Annotated in this window: 24 protein-coding genes; 19 read left to right on the top strand and 5 right to left on the bottom strand. The window is 71.6% G+C overall.

Annotated features, from left to right (window positions below; genetic code table 11):
• Positions 1-19 precede the first annotated feature (19 nt).
• From AB0J66_RS08115 to AB0J66_RS08065, 11 genes are all read left to right on the top strand, one after another.
• Complete coding sequence (locus tag AB0J66_RS08115; RefSeq protein WP_364657115.1) at positions 20-181, top strand: hypothetical protein; 162 nt, start codon at positions 20-22, stop codon at positions 179-181.
• Between the two features lie 37 nt (positions 182-218).
• On the top strand, positions 219-527 hold the full coding sequence (locus AB0J66_RS08110; protein WP_364657113.1) for a hypothetical protein: 309 nt from the start codon (positions 219-221) through the stop codon (positions 525-527).
• Positions 524-2,209: an alpha/beta hydrolase gene (locus tag AB0J66_RS08105; protein ID WP_364657111.1), complete on the top strand. Its 1,686-nt coding sequence runs from the start codon at positions 524-526 to the stop codon at positions 2,207-2,209. The genes AB0J66_RS08110 and AB0J66_RS08105 overlap by 4 nt, the downstream gene beginning before the upstream one ends.
• Positions 2,210-2,240: 31 nt before the next feature.
• The gene (locus tag AB0J66_RS08100) at positions 2,241-2,663 is read left to right on the top strand and encodes a hypothetical protein (protein WP_364657109.1); all 423 of its coding nucleotides are present in this window, start codon (positions 2,241-2,243) and stop codon (positions 2,661-2,663) included.
• Between the two features lie 68 nt (positions 2,664-2,731).
• Complete coding sequence (locus tag AB0J66_RS08095) at positions 2,732-4,051, top strand: sigma factor-like helix-turn-helix DNA-binding protein (protein WP_364657107.1); 1,320 nt, start codon at positions 2,732-2,734, stop codon at positions 4,049-4,051.
• Between the two features lie 97 nt (positions 4,052-4,148).
• The gene (locus AB0J66_RS08090) at positions 4,149-4,841 is read left to right on the top strand and encodes a response regulator transcription factor (RefSeq protein WP_364657359.1); all 693 of its coding nucleotides are present in this window, start codon (positions 4,149-4,151) and stop codon (positions 4,839-4,841) included.
• Complete coding sequence (gene fxsT / locus AB0J66_RS08085) at positions 4,838-6,982, top strand: FxSxx-COOH system tetratricopeptide repeat protein (RefSeq protein ID WP_364657104.1); 2,145 nt, start codon at positions 4,838-4,840, stop codon at positions 6,980-6,982. Before AB0J66_RS08090 ends, fxsT begins: the two co-directional genes overlap by 4 nt.
• 66 nt (positions 6,983-7,048) lie before the next feature.
• Positions 7,049-7,561: a hypothetical protein gene (locus tag AB0J66_RS08080; RefSeq protein ID WP_364657101.1), complete on the top strand. Its 513-nt coding sequence runs from the start codon at positions 7,049-7,051 to the stop codon at positions 7,559-7,561.
• Positions 7,558-8,667 carry a histidine kinase gene (locus AB0J66_RS08075; protein ID WP_364657099.1) on the top strand — a complete coding sequence of 370 codons (1,110 nt, stop codon included), beginning with the start codon at positions 7,558-7,560 and terminating at the stop codon, positions 8,665-8,667. The genes AB0J66_RS08080 and AB0J66_RS08075 overlap by 4 nt, the downstream gene beginning before the upstream one ends.
• Complete coding sequence (locus AB0J66_RS08070) at positions 8,664-9,317, top strand: response regulator transcription factor (protein ID WP_364657097.1); 654 nt, start codon at positions 8,664-8,666, stop codon at positions 9,315-9,317. The genes AB0J66_RS08075 and AB0J66_RS08070 overlap by 4 nt, the downstream gene beginning before the upstream one ends.
• A 153-nt stretch (positions 9,318-9,470) precedes the next feature.
• On the top strand, positions 9,471-9,815 hold the full coding sequence (locus AB0J66_RS08065) for a cupin domain-containing protein (RefSeq protein WP_364657095.1): 345 nt from the start codon (positions 9,471-9,473) through the stop codon (positions 9,813-9,815).
• On the opposite strand, the gene AB0J66_RS08060 is transcribed toward AB0J66_RS08065, so the two are convergent.
• From AB0J66_RS08060 to AB0J66_RS08045, 4 genes are read right to left on the bottom strand one after another with little or no spacing between them, the layout of a single operon-like run.
• Positions 9,812-10,597: an ABC transporter ATP-binding protein gene (locus AB0J66_RS08060; protein ID WP_364657092.1), complete on the bottom strand. Its 786-nt coding sequence runs from the start codon at positions 10,595-10,597 to the stop codon at positions 9,812-9,814. The genes AB0J66_RS08065 and AB0J66_RS08060 overlap by 4 nt on opposite strands.
• Positions 10,598-10,599: 2 nt before the next feature.
• Positions 10,600-11,367: an ABC transporter permease gene (locus AB0J66_RS08055; RefSeq protein WP_364657089.1), complete on the bottom strand. Its 768-nt coding sequence runs from the start codon at positions 11,365-11,367 to the stop codon at positions 10,600-10,602.
• Entirely contained in the window at positions 11,364-12,164 is an 801-nt protein-coding gene (locus AB0J66_RS08050) for an ABC transporter permease subunit (protein ID WP_364657086.1), read from the bottom strand. Before AB0J66_RS08050 ends, AB0J66_RS08055 begins: the two co-directional genes overlap by 4 nt.
• Entirely contained in the window at positions 12,161-13,120 is a 960-nt protein-coding gene (locus tag AB0J66_RS08045) for an ABC transporter substrate-binding protein (protein WP_364657083.1), read from the bottom strand. Before AB0J66_RS08045 ends, AB0J66_RS08050 begins: the two co-directional genes overlap by 4 nt.
• Before the next feature lie 143 nt (positions 13,121-13,263).
• Here AB0J66_RS08045 and AB0J66_RS08040 point away from each other — a divergent pair, with 143 nt between their 5' ends.
• The 5 genes from AB0J66_RS08040 to AB0J66_RS08020 are packed head-to-tail and all read left to right on the top strand — an operon-like array spanning position 13,264 to position 18,612.
• Complete coding sequence (locus AB0J66_RS08040) at positions 13,264-13,953, top strand: 4-carboxy-4-hydroxy-2-oxoadipate aldolase/oxaloacetate decarboxylase (RefSeq protein ID WP_364657080.1); 690 nt, start codon at positions 13,264-13,266, stop codon at positions 13,951-13,953.
• Entirely contained in the window at positions 13,950-14,999 is a 1,050-nt protein-coding gene (locus tag AB0J66_RS08035) for a PrpF domain-containing protein (protein WP_364657078.1), read from the top strand. Before AB0J66_RS08040 ends, AB0J66_RS08035 begins: the two co-directional genes overlap by 4 nt.
• Positions 14,996-15,967: a VOC family protein gene (locus tag AB0J66_RS08030; protein WP_364657075.1), complete on the top strand. Its 972-nt coding sequence runs from the start codon at positions 14,996-14,998 to the stop codon at positions 15,965-15,967. Before AB0J66_RS08035 ends, AB0J66_RS08030 begins: the two co-directional genes overlap by 4 nt.
• Entirely contained in the window at positions 15,964-16,974 is a 1,011-nt protein-coding gene (locus AB0J66_RS08025) for an amidohydrolase family protein (RefSeq protein WP_364657072.1), read from the top strand. The genes AB0J66_RS08030 and AB0J66_RS08025 overlap by 4 nt, the downstream gene beginning before the upstream one ends.
• Positions 16,975-16,983: 9 nt before the next feature.
• The gene (locus AB0J66_RS08020; RefSeq protein ID WP_364657069.1) at positions 16,984-18,612 is read left to right on the top strand and encodes a tannase/feruloyl esterase family alpha/beta hydrolase; all 1,629 of its coding nucleotides are present in this window, start codon (positions 16,984-16,986) and stop codon (positions 18,610-18,612) included.
• Positions 18,613-18,738: 126 nt separating this feature from the next.
• On the opposite strand, the gene AB0J66_RS08015 is transcribed toward AB0J66_RS08020, so the two are convergent.
• The gene (locus AB0J66_RS08015; protein ID WP_364657066.1) at positions 18,739-19,620 is read right to left on the bottom strand and encodes an SDR family oxidoreductase; all 882 of its coding nucleotides are present in this window, start codon (positions 19,618-19,620) and stop codon (positions 18,739-18,741) included.
• 84 nt (positions 19,621-19,704) lie between these two features.
• Here AB0J66_RS08015 and AB0J66_RS08010 point away from each other — a divergent pair, with 84 nt between their 5' ends.
• The 3 genes from AB0J66_RS08010 to AB0J66_RS08000 are packed head-to-tail and all read left to right on the top strand — an operon-like array spanning position 19,705 to position 21,462.
• Positions 19,705-20,283, top strand: a complete 579-nt coding sequence (locus AB0J66_RS08010) for a helix-turn-helix domain-containing protein (RefSeq protein WP_364657064.1) — start codon at positions 19,705-19,707, stop codon at positions 20,281-20,283.
• A gap of 49 nt (positions 20,284-20,332) precedes the next feature.
• Positions 20,333-21,106: an MFS transporter gene (locus AB0J66_RS08005; RefSeq protein ID WP_364657062.1), complete on the top strand. Its 774-nt coding sequence runs from the start codon at positions 20,333-20,335 to the stop codon at positions 21,104-21,106.
• On the top strand, positions 21,052-21,462 hold the full coding sequence (locus AB0J66_RS08000; RefSeq protein WP_364657059.1) for a TCP-1/cpn60 chaperonin family protein: 411 nt from the start codon (positions 21,052-21,054) through the stop codon (positions 21,460-21,462). The genes AB0J66_RS08005 and AB0J66_RS08000 overlap by 55 nt, the downstream gene beginning before the upstream one ends.
• The last annotated feature ends 9 nt before the right edge of the window (positions 21,463-21,471 follow it).

Here is a 21,471-nt window from a genome sequence, read left to right as displayed (position 1 = left end):
CATCACGAAGGCTCACGCAATGCACGTTCTGACCCGGGTGTACGGGCCCGACCACGCGCAGTCCCTGGTGGACCGCATCCCGGAGCGGCTGGATCTCGAGGACCCGGCCGACTCCAAGATCCTCTTCGAGCTCGGGCTGACGCCGGACCGGCTGGCCGAGGCGCTGGGCGGCGAGCTCTGACCGTGATGGTGTGCTCACCTGTTGTACCGTGCGCCGCGTGGGACAGCCGATACAGGTAGACCTTCCGGGCCTGGCCGCGATGGGCAGCGCGGTCACCGCCGCCTCGGCCGGCTTCCGTACGGCGTACAGCCGGAATGAAGCCGACCTGACCAGCGGAACCGTCGCGGACGGCTGGGCCACCGCGTCCGCAGTGACCCGGGCCGGCGAGGCCTGGCGCGCCTTCAGCGGCGAGCTCGCCGGCCAGGTGCGCGCGTTCGGCGACGGCCTGAGCCAGTCGGCCCGGGAGCTGGCCGCCAGCGACCAGGCGTCGGCCGAACGCGTGAGCGGCGCCGGCGGTCCTCGATGAGCGAGATCACGCTGCGGATGCTGTTCGACGTGGACACCGCGGCGATCGGCCGGCGTGCCGAGGGCTGGCTGCGCATGGCGAACAGCCTCGACGACGCCTGCGAAGAGCTCATCCGCGCCAGCCGTGACCTGGAGAACGTCTGGCCGTCCGGCGATACCGCCGTGCGGCGCTCGGCCGATCTGCGGGCCGAGGCCAGCAACTCCTATCCACCCTGCCGGCGCATCGGTGACGCTCTGCGACTTCATGCCGACACGCTTCGCGGTCTGCAGGACCAGGTACGCGCCGTGGCCGCCGAAGCCTCCGGTCGGGGCTTCTCGGTCGACGTCACCACCGGTACGGTCCAGGCGCCCTCGCACATGTTCACCGAATCGGCGTCACCGCAGATCGTGGCCCAGTCGATCAACGCGTACGTCAACGAGTTCCAGGCCATTCTGGCCCGGGCCGCCGAGTCCGACGCGAGCACGGCCAACACCATCGCGGTCAACGTGCCCGACCCGGCCAAGGGGTTCGGCACGCTCGGTATGCCCCCGGTGAGCGAACAGACGCTGCGTGATCAGCAGGGGCGTACGCCGAGGCAGGTCAACGACTGGTGGCGCAGCCTGACCCCGGAGCAACAGGAGCGGGCCCTCCAGGACCATCCGGAGCTGGTGGGCTGGCTCGACGGCGTGCCGTCCAGCGACCGCGACGTGGCCAACCGCCTGGTGCTGGCCGACCGGAAGGGCGCGCTGCAGACCGCGGCCGACCAACACGCGGCGCGCCTGGCCCGGCTGCTCGTCGACGACCCGTACAACGAGATCGACATCCAGCGCGAGACCGAGGCCATGAACGCGGCCCAGGACCAGCTCGGCAAGCTGGCCGAGGTCGACCGGGCGCTGCAGTCGCTCGGCGAGCAGGGTCTGCTGCTCGGCGTCGACCCGGCCGGCGACGGGCGCGTGGTCATCGCGGTCAACGACCCGGACACGGCCCGGCACACCGGCGTCTGGGTGCCCGGTCTCGGTACCACGATGGAGGGCAACACGGTCGGTAACGTCGAGCGGATGCAGCAACTCAACCTGGCCGCTGACCGGCACACGCTGGGTGAGGCCGGTGACGTGTCGACCGTGTACTGGCTCGGCTACGATGCCCCCGACCTGAACAACCTCTCCGTGGCCATGGAGGGCCGATCCGAGCAGGGCGGGCCGCGGTACCTCAACTTCATGGAGGGCATGCGGGCCACGCACGACGCGGGGCCGTCGCATCTGGTCGCCATGGGGCACTCGTACGGATCGACGGTGGTGGCCGAGGCGGCCCTGACCAAGCAACTGCCGGTGGACGACATCCTCGTCCAGGGCAGCCCCGGCATGCACACCGAGCACGCCGCCGATCTGATGGCCGACCCGCGGCACGTCTGGGCCGGCTCCGCGGGCAATGATCCGGTCGCCGAGACCAGCAACGTCACCAAGTGGACGCAGTTCGCCCCGATCGTCGGGCCGTTCATCGGCGACGCGTACGACGACGGGCACGGTGTCAGCCCGCACGAGGCTTCGTTCGGGGCCAACGAGTACCGTGTCGACACTTCCGGTCACACGCACTACTGGGAGCCCAACAGTGAGAGCCTCGACAACCAGGCCCGCGTCCTGGCCGGCCAGTACAGCTTCACGACCCGCGTCCACGGCGACCCGCCGCCGGACGTGGTCCCGTAGGGCCGCACCGGCCCTCGCGCTGATCGCCGCGATGTCCATCGCGGCCTGCACCGACGACGGGAGCAAGGACGTGCAGTCCAAGTCCAAGGCCGACGCCCAGGCCGCCGTGCAGACCCTGGCCGCCCAGGTGGCCGCGCAGGCCGGCGGCGAGCTGACCAACGGCGGCTTCGCCCCGGCCGGCTGCGAGGGCAGCAAGGACAGCAGCGACACGTACTTCATGCAGGGCACCTGGCAGATCCCGCTCGCCGCCGACCGGCACGCGGCCACCGCGGCCAAGCTCCGCGACTCCTGGCAGGCCGCCGGCTGGACCATCAAGGACGACCGCACCGTCAGCGGCGGCTCCGTCCTGACCGCCGTCGACCCGGACGACTTCTACGTCACCCTGGAGAGCACCGCCCCACCCAAGGCGATGTCCTTGTTGATCCATACGCCCTGCTTCAAGAACCCCGCGTGAGCGGTCTTGCTGTCGCCTAGCTGACAGTTGCGGGGTGGGTTCGCCGGGGCGATGAATCATATGCCGTGGTGGGCGATCAGTTCGACGACTACTACCGGGATCAGTTCCCCGGCCTCGCGCGCTTCGCCGGCGCCCTCGGTGCGGCCGGTGGCGACGCCCGCGAGGTGGCTCAGCGTGCCTTCACCGACCTGTTTCCGGTCTTCGGGGCGGTGCGCCTTCCGGCGCCGTGGCTGCGCCACACCGCGATGAACAGACTGCCGGAGGTACGCGGCCTGAAGCCGGCCGAGTCGGACGACCTCGTCATCAAGGTGCTGCTGGGGCTGTCCAAACGGCAGCGCGAGGCGCTCGCCTGGTCGATCGACGGCTACCCGTCGCCCACGATCGCGACGGTGCTCGGGGTGGAGGTGCGGACCGCCCGGTCGTACCTGCGGCAGGCGGTGGAGCGGCTCGGCTTCCTGGCCGCGGAGGCGGAGGGGCGCGAGCGTGAGGAGATCGTCCTGCGCCGGGTGGGCGAGGTGGTCGGCACGGCGGTCGCCGGCCCACAGGATCTTCGGGATGGTGCGGAGGACGTACGGCGACGGGCAGCGCAGGTCCGTGGACGGCGCGGAACGCGAACGTCCAGCCCGGCGGTCGGCGCCGGGGCCGCACGGAAACGGGCGCTGGCCGAGGAGGCCGGTCGGCTGGCCGACGTCGACGTCCGGCAGTACGACGCCAGCGCCCGGCTGGCCGAGATCGCGGAGGAGTGGCCGGACGCCGGCGGCTTGGACGCCGAGGCCGAGGAGGAGCTGTGGGACCGGGTGGTCGCGGCCCACGAGGTCTTCGCCCGCCGCAAAGCGCTGTCCCTCGACGACGAGCCGCCCGTCGTGCCGGGCGTGGTCGGCGCCGAGCGGACCCTGCGCGACCTGCTGGCCCGTGCCCAGTTCGACGGCCCGGCCTGGGAGGCCGTCGCCCGCGCGGCCACCGAATATTGCGTGGCCACGGTCGAGGCCTGGCTGCGGTCCGGCCACCTGCCGCCGGAGGCCGGCCTGGACGACGCCACCCGGGCCAGCGCGGCCCGATCCTGGTCCGACGGCGAGCTGACTCTGGTGGCCTCCCAGGTGGCCGGCCGCGCGCTGGTCAGCCTGACGACCGGCGGCTGGGAGTCGTCGGGGGAGCACACGCTCGCGCACGAGCTCTGTGCGAGGTGCGCCGAGGCGTTGCCCGACGCGCTCCGCGGTTACGAACCGCCGGAAGCGGCGCCTTCCCATTACGGGCCGGGCCGTTCGGCGGCTGTGCTCCTGGAACTCGGTTACAGCGCGGCCGCCGTCGCCGAAGTGCTCGGCATGCCGGACGAGTTGAGCGTGACGCGCGCCGCCGCGCAGTACTGGAAGGAGGCCGGCGATGTATGACTCGCATGCCCAGCGCCTGATCGAGCAGACGTCGTTGGCCCAGCTGGGTGCCTCGCAGTTGCGTGAACGGGCCGACCCGGACACGGTCCGCAAAGCGATGCATGCCGGCGACCGGGCTCTCGGCCGCGCCTTGTCGCGCACCACGGTGGTCACGGTCGACGACCACGATCTGGTCCGCAAAGGGCTGCGGCATGCTTTCGAGCGTGACCGGCAATTCATGGTGGTCGGTGAGGCGGCCACCGCCGCCGACGGAGTGCGGACCATCGGCGCGCTCCAACCGGACGTCGTGATCATGGATCTGCGCCTGCCCGACGGCAGCGGTCTCGAGGCGACCAGGGCCCTGCGCAGGAACAGCGCCAGCATGGGCATCGTCATCCTGACCATGTACGCGGGTGACGACCAGCTCTTCGGCGCGCTCGAGGCGGGCGCCAGCGCGTTCGTCCCCAAGACCGCGCCCGCGGACGAGGTCGTGGCCGCCGCCCGGCACGCGGCGTCGAATCCGAGCGCCTTCACCGCGGCTGACCTGGCTGAGGCGATGAAGCGCCGCCTCGCGCCTGCCGGCCCGAAGCTTTCCAAGCGGGAGGAACAGGTGTTGTGGATTCTGGCCGAGGGCAAGAGCGTCGCCGGGATCGCCAAGCAGCTCCACGTGTCGGAATCGACCGCCAAGACGCACATCTCCAAGCTCTACGAGAAGCTCGGGGCGGCCAACCGGGCGCAGGCGCTGATGACGGCGCTGCGCCTCGGCCTGCTCGAAGCGCCCGACGCGCCGAGTTCTGAGGGGTCGCGGTGAGTTACAAGGTTCCCGAGATCTGCAACCTCCCCGCCCGAAACCGGCAGTTCTCCGGCCGGGCCCGCGCTCTGGACGGGCTGACCGCCGCGTTACGCGCCGAGCCGTCACCCACCAGCCCGGTCGTCGTGGCGGTGCACGGCCTCGGGGGCGTCGGCAAGACGCAGCTCGCGCTCGAGTACGCGCACCACCACACCGCCGACTACGACCTGATCTGGTGGGTGCCCTCCGATCGTCCCACCTCGGCCGTCGCCGCCTACGCCGCGCTCGCGGCCAAACTGGGCCTCACCTCCAAGGACGAGACCGAGCTGACCGGCCACGTCTTCGACCACCTGCGCGAACGCGACCGCTGGCTGCTCGTGCTGGACGACGTCGAGAAGCCGGACCGTCTGGGCGACCTGCTGCCGGCGGGCGGCGGCGGCCACGTGCTGATCACGTCCCGCTGGTCGCACTGGCGCCGGCACGCGGTCTCCGTCGATCTGGGTGTGCTTCCGCGGGCCGAATCCGTCGAGATGCTGCATCGCCGCAGCGGCACCGCGACCGCGGACCGCCTGGGCGAGATCGCCGCCCTGCTCGGCGATCTGCCGCTCGCGCTCGAGGAGGCGGCCGCCTTCCTCGAGGAGTCCCAGCTCGACGCCGGCGACTACATCAGCCTGGTCCGGGACAGCATGTGGGATCTGTTCGGCCGCGGCGAATGGGACGCCGACGTCGACACCCAGCACCGCCTCGCCACCGTGTGGACCGTCTCGCTGGACCGGGTCCGTACGGAAGCCCCCGCCGCCCACCGCGTCCTGTCCCTCCTGGCCTTCCTCGCCCCGCATGTGTCCCGCACCCTGCTCCACGAGCAGGCGGCCGCCCTTCCGGCGCCACTGGCCTCGGCCGTGCGGGACCGGCTGAACTACGAAAGCACGCTTGCCGCGGCCGGGCGCTATTCGCTGGTGTCGCTGACGGCCGACGAAGTGAGCATGCATCCGCTGGTGCAGCTCGTCGTGCGTACCGGTATGGCCCACGAGGCGAGCCTGTCCACCGCCGCTGCCGCCGTCGATCTGGTCCGCGCCGCCTTTCCGGCCGACGTCGAGGACGAGGCGTGCTGGCCCGACTGCGCGCGGTTGCTCCCGCACGTCCTGGCCGTGACCGAGCACGCCGAGCGGCTCGAGATCGCGGGCGAGCCGGCCAGCTGGCTGCTGGGACGAGTGTCCGCTTATTTGCGGGAGCGTGCGCAGCACCGGCAGGCGAGCCCGCTGGCCGCACGGGCGGTCGCGATGGCGAGCGCCGATCCCGAGCTGGCCCGGCATCACCACGAGCTGGGCCAGGTTCGCCACGAGCTCGGCGACCTGGACGGCGCGCGTGAACAGTACGAGCAGGCGCTGCGCATCGGCCGGGCCGCCCTCGGCCCGGAGCACGTCGAGGTCGGCGTCTGGCACAACAACCTGGGCAACGTGCTGCACGACCTGCACGACCTGACGGGGGCCCGTGAGCAGTACGAGCTCGCCTTGCGCGTCGGGGAAGTCTCTCTCGGCCCGCAGCATCCGATCGTGGCCCTGCGGCACGGCAGCGTCGGCATGGTCCTGCGCGATCTCGGTGACCTGGACGGCGCGCGTGAGCAGATGGAGGAGGCGCTGCGGATCAGCGAGGCCGCGCTCGGCGCCGGGCATCCGACGGCCGCGCTGCGCCGTGGCAATCTCGGCATGGTGCTCCGCGATCTCGGTGACCTGGACGGCGCGCGCCAGCAGATGGCGGAGGCGCTGCGGATCAGCGAGGCCGCGCTCGGCGCCCGGCATCCGGCCGTCGGCAACTGCCGGGCCAACCTCGCGATGGTGCTGCGCGACCTCGGCGACTTCAAGGGCGCGCGGCAGCAGCTGGAAGAGGCGCTGGAGGCCGGGGAGCAAGCGGATCCGCTGACCGTCGGCATCTGGCACAACAACCTCGGCAACGTGCTGCAGAGCCTCGGCGACCTGCCGGCCGCGCGGGCCAGCGGCGAGCGGGCCCTGGACATCGCCGAGGCCGCGCTGGGCGCCACCCACCCGACGGTCGCGCGCCTGCGCAACAACCTGGTCAGCGTTCTGCGGGCGCAGGGCGATCTCAACTCCGTACGGAAGCTGTTGGAGCCGTTGGTGGAGGACCAGCCGCGGTCTCAACCCTAGGGTGGAGACGACAGTTCCATCCACGCTCCGATTCGGCGGTGGGGCAGAGCCGGGATCGTTTGACCCATGACGAACTACCTGATCAGCCTCGGCATTCTCGTTCTCATGCTCACCACCGCGCTCGGCACGCACGAGTTCACCGGCAAGCGGCTCGTCCGGCCGGTGGTCATCGTGCTGGCGGTGGCGGCCTTCTATCTCCACTCGTTCCCGACGGCGGGCAACGACGTGCCGCTGGTGCTGGCCGGGCTGGCCGCCGGGGTGGTGCTGGGCATCGTGTCGGGCCTGTTCGTGCGGGTGTCGCGGGACGCGTCGACCGGCCGGATCCTGACGACGGCGGGTTTCGGCTTCGCGGCCATCTGGATCGCGGTGACCGCGGGGCGGATGCTCTTCATCTACGGGGCGGACCACTGGTTCACCCAAGGTCTGGTCGACTTCAGCCGTACGCATCTGATCACCGGCGCCGACGCCTGGACCGCCGCCTTCGTGGTGCTCTCGCTGGCGATGGTGCTCTCCCGGCTGGTGGTCATGGTGATCTCGGCCGCCCGCCTGCGCCGGCCGTCCCTGACAATGGCCCGGTGAGACAAACGTTCCGGGTGCTGGTCTGGGTCAGCGCGGCGGTGATCGCTGTGGACGCGGTCCTGGCCGGCCTTCCCGCTTCGGGGGGCGCCCGGACCGCGTTCCCCGTCGTGGTAGTGGCCGGCATCGCGTTCTGGCTGCTCGGCACGTTCTCCCGGCTGCGCGACCCGCGCCTGACGGCCGTCTGCTTCACCGCGGCCGGCGCATGCGGGGCGCTGATGGACCTCATCCGCCCCTCGGGCCCCGGCTATGTCCTCAGTTTCATGGCGGTCGCCGGCATCGGCCTGCGGTTGTCCCGCCGGCCGGCGCTGATCCTCGGCGGGCTCGTGGTGGTGCTGACCGCGCTGGCCGAGTCGTTCAACGCCTCCGAGGGTGTCAGCGCTTTCCTCAACCTGGCCGTCGGCGGCTTCTTCCTCTTCCTGGCCTCGGCCTTCGCCCAGGCCAACCGGGCCGCCCGCGAGCAGGCCGAGGAGCGCCTGGCCCAGGAGTCGGCCACCCGCACCGCCCGCGAGGAGTCGGCCCGCCTGGCCGAGCGCGGCCGCATCGCCCGGGAACTGCACGACGTGCTCGCGCACACGCTGGCCGGTCTCGCCGTCCAGCTCGAGGGGGCCCGGCTGCTCGCGGCGAAGACGAACGCCGACCCGCGCCTGCTCGACCAGATCGCCGGCGCCCACGGCATGGCCCGCGACGGTCTCACCTCGGCCCGCCAGGTGGTCGAGACCCTGCGCGGCGACCGGCTGCCGGGCCCGTCGCTCATCCCCGACCTGGTCGCCCGGCACCCCGGCGCGACGCTCACGGTCACCGGGACACCGCGGCCGCTTCCGCCCGAGAACGGCTTGGCCCTCTACCGTACGGTCCAGGAGGCGCTCACCAACGCCGCCAAGCACGCGGGCCCGTCCGCGGCCGTCACCGTCGACCTCTCGTGGGCCGTCGAGGCCGTCTCGGTCGTGGTGACCGACACCGGTGGCCCGGGCGCCGCGCTGCCCTCGGGCGGCCTCGGCCTGACCGGGCTGGCCGAACGGGCGGCGCTGGCCGGGGGCCACCTGGAGGCCGGCCCGACCGACACGGGCTGGCGGGTATCGCTGAGCATGCCGCTGGGGGAGAAGTGACCGTCACCGTACTGATCGCCGACGACCAGAAGGTCGTACGCGACGGCCTGGCCATGATGCTCGGCCTGCTCGACGGCCTGACCGTCGTCGGCACCGCGCTCGACGGGGCCGACGCGCTGCGGCGGGTGGCCGAGCTCGACCCGGACGTGGTGCTCATGGACCTGAACATGCCCGGCGTCGACGGTGTCGAGGCCACGTCACGCCTGACGGCGTCCGGGTCCCGGTCCCGGGTGGTCGTCCTGACCACGTACGCCGACGACAGCACCGTCTTCCGCGCGTTGCAGGCCGGCGCCCGGGGCTACCTGACCAAAGACGCCGGCGCCGAAGACATCCAGCAGGCGATCCTGACCGTGGCGGCGGGCGAGGCCCAGCTGGACCCCACGGTGCAGCGGCGTCTCCTGGAGGCGCTGGCCCACGGCGCCCCGTACGGTGTGGCCCCCGCCCCGCCCGGCGACAGCAGCCTGACCGCCCGCGAGGAGGACGTCCTGCGCGAGATCGCGCTCGGCCACAGCAACAGCGAGATAGCCACCCGCCTGCACGTCTCCGACGCCACCGTCAAAACCCACGTCAACCACCTCCTGGCCAAGACCGCCTGCCGTGACCGCGCCGCCCTGGTCGCCTACGCCTTCCGCACGGGCCGCGCCCGCTGACCCCGCGCCCGCTCCGCGGGCTGACCCCGCGCCCGCTCCGCGCGGGGCTGACCAAGGGCTCGCTCCGCGCGGGGCTGACCACGCGTCCCCTTATCGCGCGTTCGGGACTTTCGCCTCTGCTCGCCGGCTCGGGCCGAGGGGAGGGTGAGGGGCATGGAGAAGATCTCGTTGACCGAGCTCGCCGCCAAGGAGGCGGTGACCGCCCGGGACGCGTCGAGCGGCCGCGGCGCCCACACCGTCTTCGGCGACCACACGACGACCCTGCGGCAGACCGTCATCGCGCTCGCCGCCGGGCAGTTGCTGCACGAGCACAACAGCCCCGGCGACGCCACCCTGCAGGTCCTCAGCGGCCGCGTCCGCCTCGCCGCGGCCGAGCCCGCCGGGGCCGGGACCATCGACGGCGAGGCCGGTGATCTCCTTGTCATCCCCGCCGCGCGGCACAGTCTCGAAGCTCTGGATGACAGCGTCATCCTGCTCACCGTGGCCAAGCCGCGCTAGGGGCGATGGCCCTTCTTGGCCAGCTGGATCAGTTCGTAGACGTGGCTGCGCAACTCGGCGAAGCGGGCGGAGGAGCGGGTGCCCAGCTGGTCGCGTTCGGCCGGGAGGTCGACCCGCACGTCCTCCAGGACGACGGTGGGGCGGTTGGACAGGACCAGGACGCGCTGACCCAGGTAGACCGACTCGTCGATGTCGTGGGTGACGAACAGGACGGTGACGCCCAGCTGGAGCCAGAGGCGGCGGACCAGGTCCTCCAGGTCGGCCCGGGTCTGGGCGTCCACGGCGGCGAACGGCTCGTCCATCAGCAGGACCGAGGGCTCGTACGCGATGGCGCGGGCGATGGCCACCCGCTGCTGCATGCCGCCGGAGAGCTGCCACGGGTGGGCGTCGGCGCTCTCGCTCAGGCCGACCGCCTCCAGGGCGGCGTCCACTCTCGCGGCGCGGTCGGCCTTGCCGAGGCCCTTCTCGCGCAGCGGAAGCTCGACGTTCTTGCGGACCGTGAGCCACGGGAACAGGCTGCGCCCGTACTCCTGGAACACCACGGCCATGCCGGGCGGGGGCTGGGTGACGGGGGAGCCGTCGAGCACGATCTTGCCCGCCGAGCTGGAGAGCAGGCCGGCGATGCACCGCAGCAGGGTCGTCTTGCCGGCGCCGGAGGGGCCGACGATGCACACCATCTCGCCTTGATGGATCTGGAAGGTGAGGTCGCGGATGGCCTCGACCTCGCGGCCGTGGCCGGTGTAGGTCTTGGCCAGGCCGTCGACGTCCAGGATGACGGTCATCTCTACGCTCCTCGTTCGGCCTGGCGCAGCCCGCGGTACCAGGCCAGGGTTCGGTGCTCGACCAGGCGGAACAGCCCGGACAGGGCGACGCCGATCAGGCCGAGCAGGATGATGCCGGTCCACATCTGCGGGATGGCGAAGCCCCGCTGGAACTGCACGACGGCGGCGCCGAGGCCGCGGTCGGCCCCGAACAGCTCGCTGATCACCATGAGGATCACGCCGATGGACAGCGCCTGCCGGGCGCCGGTGGCGATGCGCGGGCTGGCGCCGCGCAGCACGACGTGCCAGAGCGTCGCCCCTCGGCCGAAGCGGTACGACCGGGCCGTGTCGCGCAGCACCTCGTCCAGGGAGCGGACGCCTTCGATGGTGTTGAGCAGGATCGGCCACACGCAGCCGAGCGCGATCGTGATGATCTTCGAGGTCCAGCCGGTGTAGCCGGCGAACAGTGCGATGACCGGGATGAGAACCGGCGGCGGCACGGCCCGCAGGAACTCCAGCACCGGCTCGCACAGCTCGCGCAGGGTCCGCGAGGCGCCGATCGCCCCGCCCAGCGCGACCCCGATCCCGACCGCGGCGAGATAGCCGATCGCGAGCCGGGCCAGGCTGGGCAGCACGTCGTTGACCAGCGGATCGGCCGTCCAGGTGTGGGGGAACGCCTCGACGATGGTGCGCAGCGGCGGCCAGAAGAAGCTGGTGCTGCCGGCCGACGCCACCCACCACGCGGCGAGCAACACCAACGGCAGGGCCAGAGCCAGGAGTGCGCGTCTCACAGATCCCTCCGTACCGACGTGTGCCACCGCAGGGCCCGCTTCTCCACGGCCCGCGCGAGCACGTTGACCAGCACCCCGATGACCCCGACGACCAACACCAGGGCGTACGTCTCGGCGACCGCCCCGGAGCTCTGGGCCACCCCGATCGACCGGCCGAGGCCGGGCACGCCGATGATGAGCTCGGCGGTGATCTCGAGGATCAGCGCGACCGAGGCAGCGAGCCGGAAACCCGTTACCACGTAAGGCATCGCGGTCGGCCAGATGACGGTCCGGACGATCGCGCGGCGCGAGAAGCGGTACGACCGCGCGGTGTCCCGGACGACCGGGTCCACGTCGGCCACCCCGTACAGCACCTGAACCAGAACTTGCCAGAACGCGGCGTAGACGACCAGCACGAGCGCCGACGGCATCTCGCTGCCGTAGATGAGCACCACCAACGGGATCAGCGCGACCGACGGGATCGGCCGGAGGAACTCGATGGTCGAGGCGGTCAGCGCGCGCAGCAGCGGGACGCTGCCGACCACCACGCCGACGACGATGCCGGCCGTCATCGCGATGGCCAGGCCCAGCGCCCAGCCGCGCAATGTCTGCCCCGTGGCCGTCCAGAAGCCGCCGGTGGTCAGCTGCCCGGCCAGGGAACGGGCCATCGCGCTGAACGGCGGAAGGAACCGGCTGTCCACGATGCCCAGTCGGGGGAGCGCCTCGAGAAGGCCGACGGCGATGGCGAGGCCGGTGAGCCCCAGGACGGCCGGCCGAGCGGTCACCTGGCCGGCCGGCGCATTGAGGAAGACAGTCACGGAAGCAGCGTCCCGAGGTCCGGCTGCTTGGTGATGAGCCCGTCCTGGAGCGCCAGATCGGAGAGGACCTGCACCGAGTCCTGGCCGACCGTGCTCGGCCACTTCGGCAGGACCAGGCTCTTCTGCACGGCGGGGTCGATCTTCGTGTAGTCGTTGAGGACCGCCCGCGCCTCGTCGCCGTGGCTCGAGGCGTACTCGAGGGATTTGGCCATGGCGGCCGTGAACTTCTGGGCCACCTCGGGGTTCTTCGACAGGAACTGCTGCGAGGTGAAGTACAGGCCGACCATCAGATCGGGGTCGGTGCCGGCGTAGTTCGAGACGACCTGGCGGTCGCCCTGGCCGGCGGCGATGGTCAGGAACGGCTCGACCACCTGGCCCGCGTCCACGTCGCCCTTGGCCACGGCGGCTGCGATGTCCGGGAAGCCGAGCTCCACGTACTTGATGGTCGACGGGTCGCCGCCGGCGTCGCGGACGACCTTGTTGACGGTCGTGGTGTTGATGTTCTTCAGCGTGTTGACGGCGATGCGCTTACCGGCGAGGTCGGCCGCCGTCTTGATCGGGCTGTCCTTCTTGACGATGACGGCGCCGAAGTCCTTGCCGGTCTCGCCCGTCGAGGCGACACCGGCCGAGACCACCTTGAGCGGTAGGCCCTGCGACGAGGCGAGCAGCAGCGATGTGGTGTTGCTGAAGCCGAACTGGAACTGGCCACTGACGACGCCGGGCACGATGGCGGCGCCGCCCTGGGCGGTCTCGAGGGTGACGTCCAGGCCCTCGGATTTGAAGAAGCCCTGTTTGACGCCGAGGTAGATCGGCGCGACGTCGACGATGGGGATGACACCGACCTTGAGCGCGGTGGTGCCGTCGGGCGAAGTGGTGGCGTCGCCGCCGTCGCCACCGCACGCGGCGGTGGCGAACAGGGCGGAGGCGAGAACCAAGGCGAACGAGCGGCGGAGCATTTCTCCTCCAGGGAGCCGACGGGAGCGGGCCGACGCCGCGGACGTTACCGATATTGTCAACAATTTGGAAGACAATCTTGACTCCGATCTTCAGGAGCCGTAGACATGTCGGCAACACCACCGATATCGATGCGAGGGACGCCGTGGCATCGCACTACGTGGTCCGGAACGTGAACCGGGCCGACGCCGAGACCATCGAAGCCCTGCGCGCCGCCGGGGTGGCCACCGTGCACGAGGCGGCCGGCCGGATCGGCCTGCTGGGCCCGGCGATCCAGGCCCGGCAGGAGGGCGCGGCGATCGCCGGCTCGGCCGTCACCGTCTCGTGTCATCCCGGCGACAACCTGATGATTCACGCCGCCGTGGAGATGTGCCGGCCCGGCGACGTCCTGGTCGTCACGACGACCTCGCCGTCGACCGACGGCATGTTCGGCGACCTTCTCGCCACGTCGCTGATGGCGCGCGGCGTCATCGGTCTGGTGAGTGACGCGGGCGTACGCGACATCGCGGCGCTCCGTTCTCTCGGCTTCCCGGTGTGGTCCCGGGCGGTGCACGCACAAGGGACGGTCAAGGCGAGCCCCGGTTCGGTGAACGTCCCGGTGGTTGCCGACGGCCAGATCGTCCACCCCGGCGACATCATCGTGGCCGACGACGACGGCGTGCTGGCCCTGCCCATCGCCCAGGGCCCGGCTACCGTCGAGGCGGCCCGCAAGCGCCTCGCCGCCGAGGAGACCAAACGCAAGACGCTGGCCGACGGCACCCTCGGCGTCGACCTCTACAACCTGCGCCCCCTGCTCGCGGAACTCGGCGTCGAGTACGTGGACGACCTCCCGTGACGTCCCAGGGCATCCGGTGCATGCAGATGCGCGGGGGCAGTTCGAAGGGCGCGTACTTCCTGGCGGCGGATCTGCCGGCGGACCCGGCCGAGCGGGACGACCTGCTGCTGCGCATCATGGGGTCGCCCGACGAACGGCAGATCGACGGTCTCGGCGGCGGCCACCCGCTGACGAGCAAGGTGGCGGTGGTCGGCCCGTCGGAGTCGCCCGGCGCCGATGTCGACTACCTCTTCCTGCAGGTGGTGCCGGACCGGCCGATCGTCACCGACGCCCAGACCTGCGGCAACCTCCTGGCCGGGGTCGGCCCCTTCGCGATCGAGCGGGGTCTGGTCGCGCCGGCGGGGGAGACCACGACCGTACGGATCCGGATCATGAACCCGACCGTCAGCCTGGCCGAGGCCACGGTGCGCACACCCGCCGGCCAGGTCCAGTACGACGGCGACACGGTCATGGCGGGCACGCCCTTCCCGGCCGCGCCGATCGATCTGGCCTTTCCTGGCGGCGATGCTCCGCTCTTCCCCACCGGGCAGGTGGTTGACTTCTTCGCCGGGGTCGAGGCGACCGCAGTCGACGCGGGCATGCCCGTCGTCCTCGTCCGGGCGGGAGACCTGGGGCTCGCGGGCGACGAGGAGCCGGCGGTGCTCGAGGCCGACGAGGCGCTTCGGGCGAAGGTCGAGGCGCTGCGGGTCGAGGCCGGCCGGAAGATGGGCCTGGGCGACGTCCGCGACACGACCGTCCCGAAGGTCAGCATCATCTCGGCGCCCCGCCACGGCGGCACGGTCACCACGCGCACGTTCATCCCGCATCGGGTGCACGCGGCGATCGGCGTCCTCGGCGCGGTCTCGGTCGCGGCCGCCCTGCGCGCGCGGGGTGAGGCCAACAACCGGTTGGTTCGCGTCGAGCACCCGAGCGGCTTCTTCGACGCGTACGTCCAGCTCGAAGGTGTAGGGCCGAAGGCCCGTCTGGTCCGCAGCACCGTGGTGCGCACGGCCCGCAAGTTGTCCGACGGCCTGGTGTGGCCGCGCACGGGAAAGGCAACCGGATGAGCGTCACCCACGACCCGGACCGGCGGCGGGACATCGCCCACGCCGGGCCGGTCGAGCTGCGGACGGCGGTGCTCGAGGAGTCGCGCGACTTCTTCGTCGACGTCATGGGGCTGCGGGAGGTGCGCCGGGACGCCGACTCGATCTATCTGCACACCTGGGACGACTACCAGTCCTGGACGATCCGGCTCGTCCGGAACCCGCAAGCGGGCATCGGGCGCACCTATCTGCGCGCGGCGAGCCCGCAAGCGCTGCACCGGCTGCGCGATGCGCTCGGCGCGGGCACATCAGTAAAGGACGTTCCCGGGCTGGGCGAGGTCTTCCTGTTCGAGGATCCGGACGGCCACGAGATGGGCCTCTACTGGGACGTCGACTGGTACGAGCCCGACGGCTCCGACAAGCCCGCGCTCAAGAACCAGGCGGCCCGGTATCCGGGGCGGGGCGCGAATCTGCGCCGGCTCGACCACGTGAACTACCTGACCGCGAACGTGCCGGAGACGAGCACGTTCCTGAGCGAGACGCTCGGCGCCCGGTGCACGGAACAGATCGTCAAGGACGACGGGTCGCCCCAGGCCGTCTGGTACTCGCTCGGCAACAAGACCTACGACCTGGTCTACACCGAGGACTGGACCGGGAGCCGTGGGCGCCTGCACCACATCGCCTTCGCCACCGACACCCGCGAGGAGATCCTGCGGGCGGCCGACGTCTGCCTCGACGCCGGCGTCCACATCGAGACCGGCCCGCACAAGCACGCCATCCAGCAGACCTTCTTCCTCTACGTCTGGGAACCCGGCGGCAACCGCATCGAGATCTGCAACGCCGGCGCGCGCCTGATCCTCGCGCCCGACTGGCGCACGATCAGCTGGACCCGTGAGGAACGGGCCAAGGGCCAGGCCTGGGGCCTCAAGACGATCGACACCTTCCACACCCACGGCACGCCGGTCGTGCCCGTCGAGGAGGCCGACGCGTGATCATCGACTGTCACGGCCACTACACCACCGCCCCGGCCGCGCACACCGCCTGGCGATCGCAGCAGCAGGAGGCGTTCTCGTCCGGGCTGGCCGCTCCGGCCTACCCCCGCATCTCCGACGACGAGATCCGGGAATCCGTCGAGGGCAGCCAATTGCGGCTCATGGCGGAGCGCGGCGTCGACCTGACCATTTTCTCCCCGCGGGCCTCGGCCATGGGCCACCACTTCGGCGACGAGGCGGTCAGCGAGGCCTGGACCACCGCCTGCAACGACCTCATCGCCCGGGTCACCGCGCTCTACCCGGACAAGTTCGCCGGTGTCGGGCAGCTCCCGCAGTCGCCCGGCGTGCCGATCGCCCACTCGATCGCCGAGCTGCGACGATGCGTCGAGGAGCTCGGCTTCATCGGCTGCAACCTCAACCCCGACCCGAGCGGCGGCCACTGGACCTCGGCGCCGCTCACGGACGAGTCGTGGTACCCGTTCTACGAGGCGATGGTCGAGCTCGACGTGCCGGCCATGGTGCACGTCTCGGCCGTGACGAACGGCAATTTCCACGCCACCGGCTCGCACTACCTGAACGCCGACACCACCGCGTTCATGCAGTTCCTGCAGTCGGACCTGTTCCAGCGCTTCCCCGGGCTGCGGTTCATCATCCCGCACGGCGGGGGAGCGGTGCCGTACCACTGGGGGCGCTTCCGCGGCCTGGCCGACATGCTCGGCCGGCCGCCGCTCGACGAGACCGTGATGACGAACGTCTTCTTCGACACGTGCGTCTACCACCAGCCCGGCATCGACCTCCTCGTCAAGGTGATCGGTGTTGACAACGTCCTCTTCGGGTCGGAGATGGTGGGTGCTGTGCGCGGCATCGACCCCGAGACCGGCCATCACTTCGACGACACCCGGCGCTACGTGGACGCGCTCGGGCTCTCCGACGAGGACCGCTTCAAGGTCTACGAAGGCAACGCCCGCCGCGTCTTCCCGCGGCTCACCGTTCCCCGCCCAGAGTAGGTGACGTCCATGCGCCGTCCGTCCTCCCTCCTTCTCCCCGTCCTCCTGGTGGCCGCCTCCGCGTTCGCGGCTGCCGCTCCCCCCAGGGACGGGCTGGCCGACTTGCCGGCCCTCAAACCCAAGATCGACTGCTCGGCCGTCCGCGGGCTCGACCTGAGCCGGGCCGCCGGGGCTCCGGTCACCATCACGTCCGCCACCGTCGTCGGCCCGAACTGTGAAGTCCGGGGCACCATCGCGCCCGCGAACACGATCGTGGCCCGGCTGCCCCTCAACGGCTGGACGCAGCGCTACGTGCAGACCGGCTGCGGTGGCCTCTGCGGCAGCGCGAACATCAACTACGGTCAGGCCGCCGGCTGCGAACCCGTGGTCAACGGCGAGGTCGCCAGCGCCACCACCGACATGGGCCACCAAGGCCTCAACGACGGCTCCTGGGCCGCGAACAACCCGCAGGCGCAGATCGACTTCGCCTACCGCGGTGTCCACGTCACCGCGCAGACCACGAAGGCGCTCATCAAGGCGTTCTACGGCCGGGCGCCCCGCTACTCGTACTTCACCGGCTGCTCGGACGGCGGTCGCGAGGCGCTGATGGAGGCCCAGCGCTTCCCGGACGACTTCGACGGCATCGCGGCCGGCGCGCCCGCCAACAACATGGCCGTGCAGAACACCTTCCACCACGCCTGGAACGTGCTCGCCAACAAGGACGCCAACGGCAACTACATCCTGCTGGCCGGCAAGTTGCCGCTCGTTCACGCCGCGGTGCTGGCCAAGTGCGACAGCCTCGACGGGTTGAAGGACGGGCTCATCGACGACCCACGGTTGTGCGACTTCAACCCGTCGACGCTGGTCTGCCCGGACCCGGCCACCTGTCTGACCAAGGCCGAGGCCGCCGTCGTCCGCAAGCTGCACGACGGCGCCACCGACGCCCGCGGCAACCGCCTCGAGCCGTACATCTCGCACGAGTGGGGTTCCGAGCTCGAATGGACGTTGTTCGTGCCCACGGCCCAGGGCCAGACGGTGGCGAGCGAGAACTTCGCGCTGTCCTACCTGCGCTACCTGGCCCAGCCGAACAATCCCCGGCCTTCCTTCCAGCTGACCGACCTCAGGCTGACGATCGAGTCCTTCGGGAAGGCCGTGCTGCCCTCGTCGTCGTACATGGCCGCCCTGGATCCTGACCTGACCGCCTTCAAGCGCGGCGGCGGCAAACTGATCCTCTGGCACGGCTGGAACGACCAGCACATCTCCCCGCAGGGCACCCTGATCTACTACGACGCCCTGCGCCAGGCCGTGTCCAATCCGGACAGTTTCGCCAAGCTGTACCTCTTCCCCGGCATGGCCCACTGCGGTGGCGGCGAGGGCCCGAACAGCTTCGACGTCCTCACCCCGGTCATGTCCTGGGTCGAGACCGGCCACCGGCCCGGCCGCATCGTCGCCACCGCCGCGGCCCGCACCCGCCCGGTCTTCCCCTACCCGGCCGTGGCCCGCTACGACGGCACCGGCTCGACCGACGACGCGAGCAACTTCGTCGCCTCCACCCCGCGCAAGCCGGTGGCGACCGACGCCACCTGGGTCGGCCAGTCCCTCTACTCCTCGCACTACCAGACCTGGCCCCGCGTGAAGAACGGCAAGCTGATTCTCTGACCGCCCGGGTGGTGCTCGCCGGGTGGGGGCGGACCCCGCCCGGCGAGATCGGTCTCCGGGCCGGCTGCGGTGCGCGGAGCTCGCGTGTGGCGCGGCTCTAACCGGTGAGCCGTTCCGCCGCACGTCTCAGGGTTGAAGGTTTTCGAGGTCTTCCAGCAGGCTCGGGTGGGTGGGCTGCCAGCCCAGGGTCTCGCGGGTGTAGGCGCTGGAGGCCGGCTGGTCCATCGCGAAGATCGGGCCGAACGGGCCGAAGGTCTCCTCCGGCACGGACTCGACCGGCAGGCCCAGCCGCCGGCCGACGACGGCGGCGATGTCCCGGACGGCGTCGCCCTCGTCGGCCACGGCCTGCCAGGCGGTGCCGGCCGGCGCCGATTCGAGGGCCAGGCGGAACACCACGGCCGCGTCGAGGGCGTGCACGGCCGGCCAGCGCTGGGCGCCGTCGCCCGGGTAACCGGCGATCCCGCTGCGGCGGGCCGCATCCGTCAACAGACCGGCGAACCCGCCCTCGCCGTTGTTGTGAACCGTGCGCGGCATGCGTACGGACGTGGCCCGAACGCCCTGCGAGGCCAGCGCCAGCAGCGCGTTGACCGAACGGCCGCGCTGACCGACCGGCCCGTCGGTCGGCACCGGGTCGGCCTCGGTGGAGGCGCGGCCCGGCACCCACGGCGTCCCGGAAACGGTCACGATGGGCCGCCCGCTGCCGATCAGGGACTCGCCGAGGGTGGCCATGGCGGCGCTCTCCTCGGCGATGGACGCGGCCAGGCTCTCCGGGCTGCCGTAGTCGCGCCCGAAGGCAAGGCTGACCACCCCGTCCGTACGCGCCACTCCGGTCCGCAGGACCTCCAGGTCGGCCAGACCGCCGCGCAGGACCTCGGCCCCGGCTCCCTTCAGGGCCTGCTCCGAGTTGTCGGAGCGGGCGAGGGCCAGGACGGTGTGACCGTGGGCGAGCAGTTCGGCGACCACGGCCGAGCCGATGGTGCCGGTGCCGCCGGTGACGAAGACGTGCATGTTGTGCTCCCCAAAGCGATGGGACTCTTGTCCCATCACCGTAGCACTGTGACGGGACCAAAGTCCCATCGCTATCCTGGCCCCATGGCCCGCTGGCAACCCGAGACGACCCAGCGGCTCGTCGTGGCCGCCGTCGACCTGTTCATCGAGCAGGGCTTCGACGCCACCACGGTCGCCCAGATCGCCGAACGCGCCGGCGTCACCAAGAGCACCTTCTTCCGCCACTTCTCCGACAAGCGCGAGCTGCTCGTCGCCGGCCAGGAAACCCTGAGCCGCCTGCTGGCCGAGGGCATCCGCGACGCCCCACCCGGCACCGCCCCCCTCGACGCCGTCGCCGCCGGCCTGGAGCGCGCCGCCGCCGAGATGGGCCCGGCCAACCGCGAGCTCGGCCCCCGCCTGAAGGCCGCCGTCGCCGCGAGCACCGAGCTGCAGGAACGCGACGCGTTGAAGAGTGTCGGCATGGCCGCCGCCATGAGCGCCGCCCTGATCGCCCGTGGCATCACCGACCCCGTCGCTCAGGTCGCTGCTGAGCTGGGGGTCCTCGCCTTCAAGCGCGGCTACACCACCTGGTCCGAAACCGATCGCGACGACGCCGGCGGCCTGGCGCCTCATGCCCTGGCCGCTCTCAAGGACCTGCGCGCCGCTGCGGCATCTCTGTCCTGACGGGGCGGTGAGCCGCGGTGGCCGCGGCTAGGCTGAGGCCCGTCGACGGATGGGCGGCGCGATCGGGGTGACCACGGCAACCGATCATCGGCTCGGGCGTTCCTTCCGGCTGCTATGGACCGCGGCCACCGTCTCCGCCTTCGGCGATGGCGTCCGATACGTTGCCTTTCCGCTGCTCGCGGCCGACCTGACCACCGACCCGCGCGGTGTTTCCCCGGTCTTCGCGGCCGGCTATCTGCCGCGGCTGTTGTTCGGGCTGATCAGCGGCGCGGTCGCCGACCGGGTCGACCGCCGCGTGCTCATGTGGCGCGTCGACCTTGGCCGGGCCGTCGTGCTGGGCCTGTTCGCCGTCTCGATCGCCGGCCGCCCGCCCGCGACCTGCCCGCGACCTGCCCCTGCCGGCGCTGCTCCTCGCCTGCGTGTTCCTGCAGGCCGCCGCCCTCGCGGCCACCGGCCTGGTCGTCACCATGGCCGCCGCCGTGACCAGCCTCGCCGTGATCGGCCTGGCCACCTCCGCCTGGAACGTCGTCACCGTCTCGCCGCGCCAGAGCATCGTGCCGCCCCACCTGCTCGGCCGCGTCACCAGCAGCTACCGCCTGGTCGGCCTGTCCGCCATGCCGGCCGGCGCGGCCGCGGCGGGAGTCCTCGCCCACGCCTTCGGCCTGCGCTCGGTCCTGCTCGCCGGCAGCGTCCTACTCGCCGCGGCAGGCTTACTGAGCTGCGTCGCCGTCCAGTCGCCGCCTGCACGCGCAGGACGCCGTGGAGGGCATGGACCTCAAGGACGACTACGGCATCGGCGTCGAGATCGTACGGCGGGCGCTGAGCGAACCGGCGTTCCTCATCGCCACCAACGCCGGCTACTCCGGCGCCGAGACCGTGGCCAGGATCGGCGAACTCGGCCGCGACGACGGCTTCGAGGCGCTGCAGGGCCGCTACGGCAACATGATCGAGATGGGTGTGGTCGACCCGCTGCGGGTGGTCCGCTCGGCCCTGGAGAACGGCGCGTCGGTGGCCGGCCTGTTGCTCACGACCAACACCCTGGTCGCCGAGGAGCAGACACCGTGGGGCGGCAGCCCCGCCCTGATGACCGAGATCGGCGAGCTCGACGAGGGCCTGCGCCAGCCGTCGCCCGACTCGAGCACCCCGCAGTCGCTGGGCCTCGGTCCCTCGGTCGGCTAGACAGCATGG

Source organism: Actinoplanes sp. NPDC049598 (assembly GCF_040675435.1).
Taxonomy (GTDB): domain Bacteria; phylum Actinomycetota; class Actinomycetes; order Mycobacteriales; family Micromonosporaceae; genus Actinoplanes.
Note: the sequence above shows the minus strand (reverse complement) of the source record. Positions and strands in the feature narration are given on the sequence as shown.

Excerpts from the sequence above, each read along its gene's own strand:
- AB0J66_RS08115 (WP_364657115.1), top strand. The coding sequence starts at position 20 with ATGCACGTTCTGACCCGGGTGTACGGGCCCGACCACGCGCAGTCCCTG.
- AB0J66_RS08105 (WP_364657111.1), top strand. The coding sequence starts at position 524 with ATGAGCGAGATCACGCTGCGGATGCTGTTCGACGTGGACACCGCGGCG.
- AB0J66_RS08100 (WP_364657109.1), top strand. The coding sequence starts at position 2,241 with ATGTCCATCGCGGCCTGCACCGACGACGGGAGCAAGGACGTGCAGTCC.
- AB0J66_RS08090 (WP_364657359.1), top strand. The coding sequence starts at position 4,149 with ATGCATGCCGGCGACCGGGCTCTCGGCCGCGCCTTGTCGCGCACCACG.
- AB0J66_RS08080 (WP_364657101.1), top strand. The coding sequence starts at position 7,049 with ATGACGAACTACCTGATCAGCCTCGGCATTCTCGTTCTCATGCTCACC.
- AB0J66_RS08065 (WP_364657095.1), top strand. The coding sequence starts at position 9,471 with ATGGAGAAGATCTCGTTGACCGAGCTCGCCGCCAAGGAGGCGGTGACC.
- AB0J66_RS08060 (WP_364657092.1), bottom strand. The coding sequence starts at position 10,597 with ATGACCGTCATCCTGGACGTCGACGGCCTGGCCAAGACCTACACCGGC.
- AB0J66_RS08045 (WP_364657083.1), bottom strand. The coding sequence starts at position 13,120 with ATGCTCCGCCGCTCGTTCGCCTTGGTTCTCGCCTCCGCCCTGTTCGCC.
- AB0J66_RS08030 (WP_364657075.1), top strand. The coding sequence starts at position 14,996 with ATGAGCGTCACCCACGACCCGGACCGGCGGCGGGACATCGCCCACGCC.
- AB0J66_RS08020 (WP_364657069.1), top strand. The coding sequence starts at position 16,984 with ATGCGCCGTCCGTCCTCCCTCCTTCTCCCCGTCCTCCTGGTGGCCGCC.
- AB0J66_RS08015 (WP_364657066.1), bottom strand. The coding sequence starts at position 19,620 with ATGCACGTCTTCGTCACCGGCGGCACCGGCACCATCGGCTCGGCCGTG.
- AB0J66_RS08010 (WP_364657064.1), top strand. The coding sequence starts at position 19,705 with ATGGCCCGCTGGCAACCCGAGACGACCCAGCGGCTCGTCGTGGCCGCC.
- AB0J66_RS08005 (WP_364657062.1), top strand. The coding sequence starts at position 20,333 with ATGGGCGGCGCGATCGGGGTGACCACGGCAACCGATCATCGGCTCGGG.
- AB0J66_RS08000 (WP_364657059.1), top strand. The coding sequence starts at position 21,052 with ATGGACCTCAAGGACGACTACGGCATCGGCGTCGAGATCGTACGGCGG.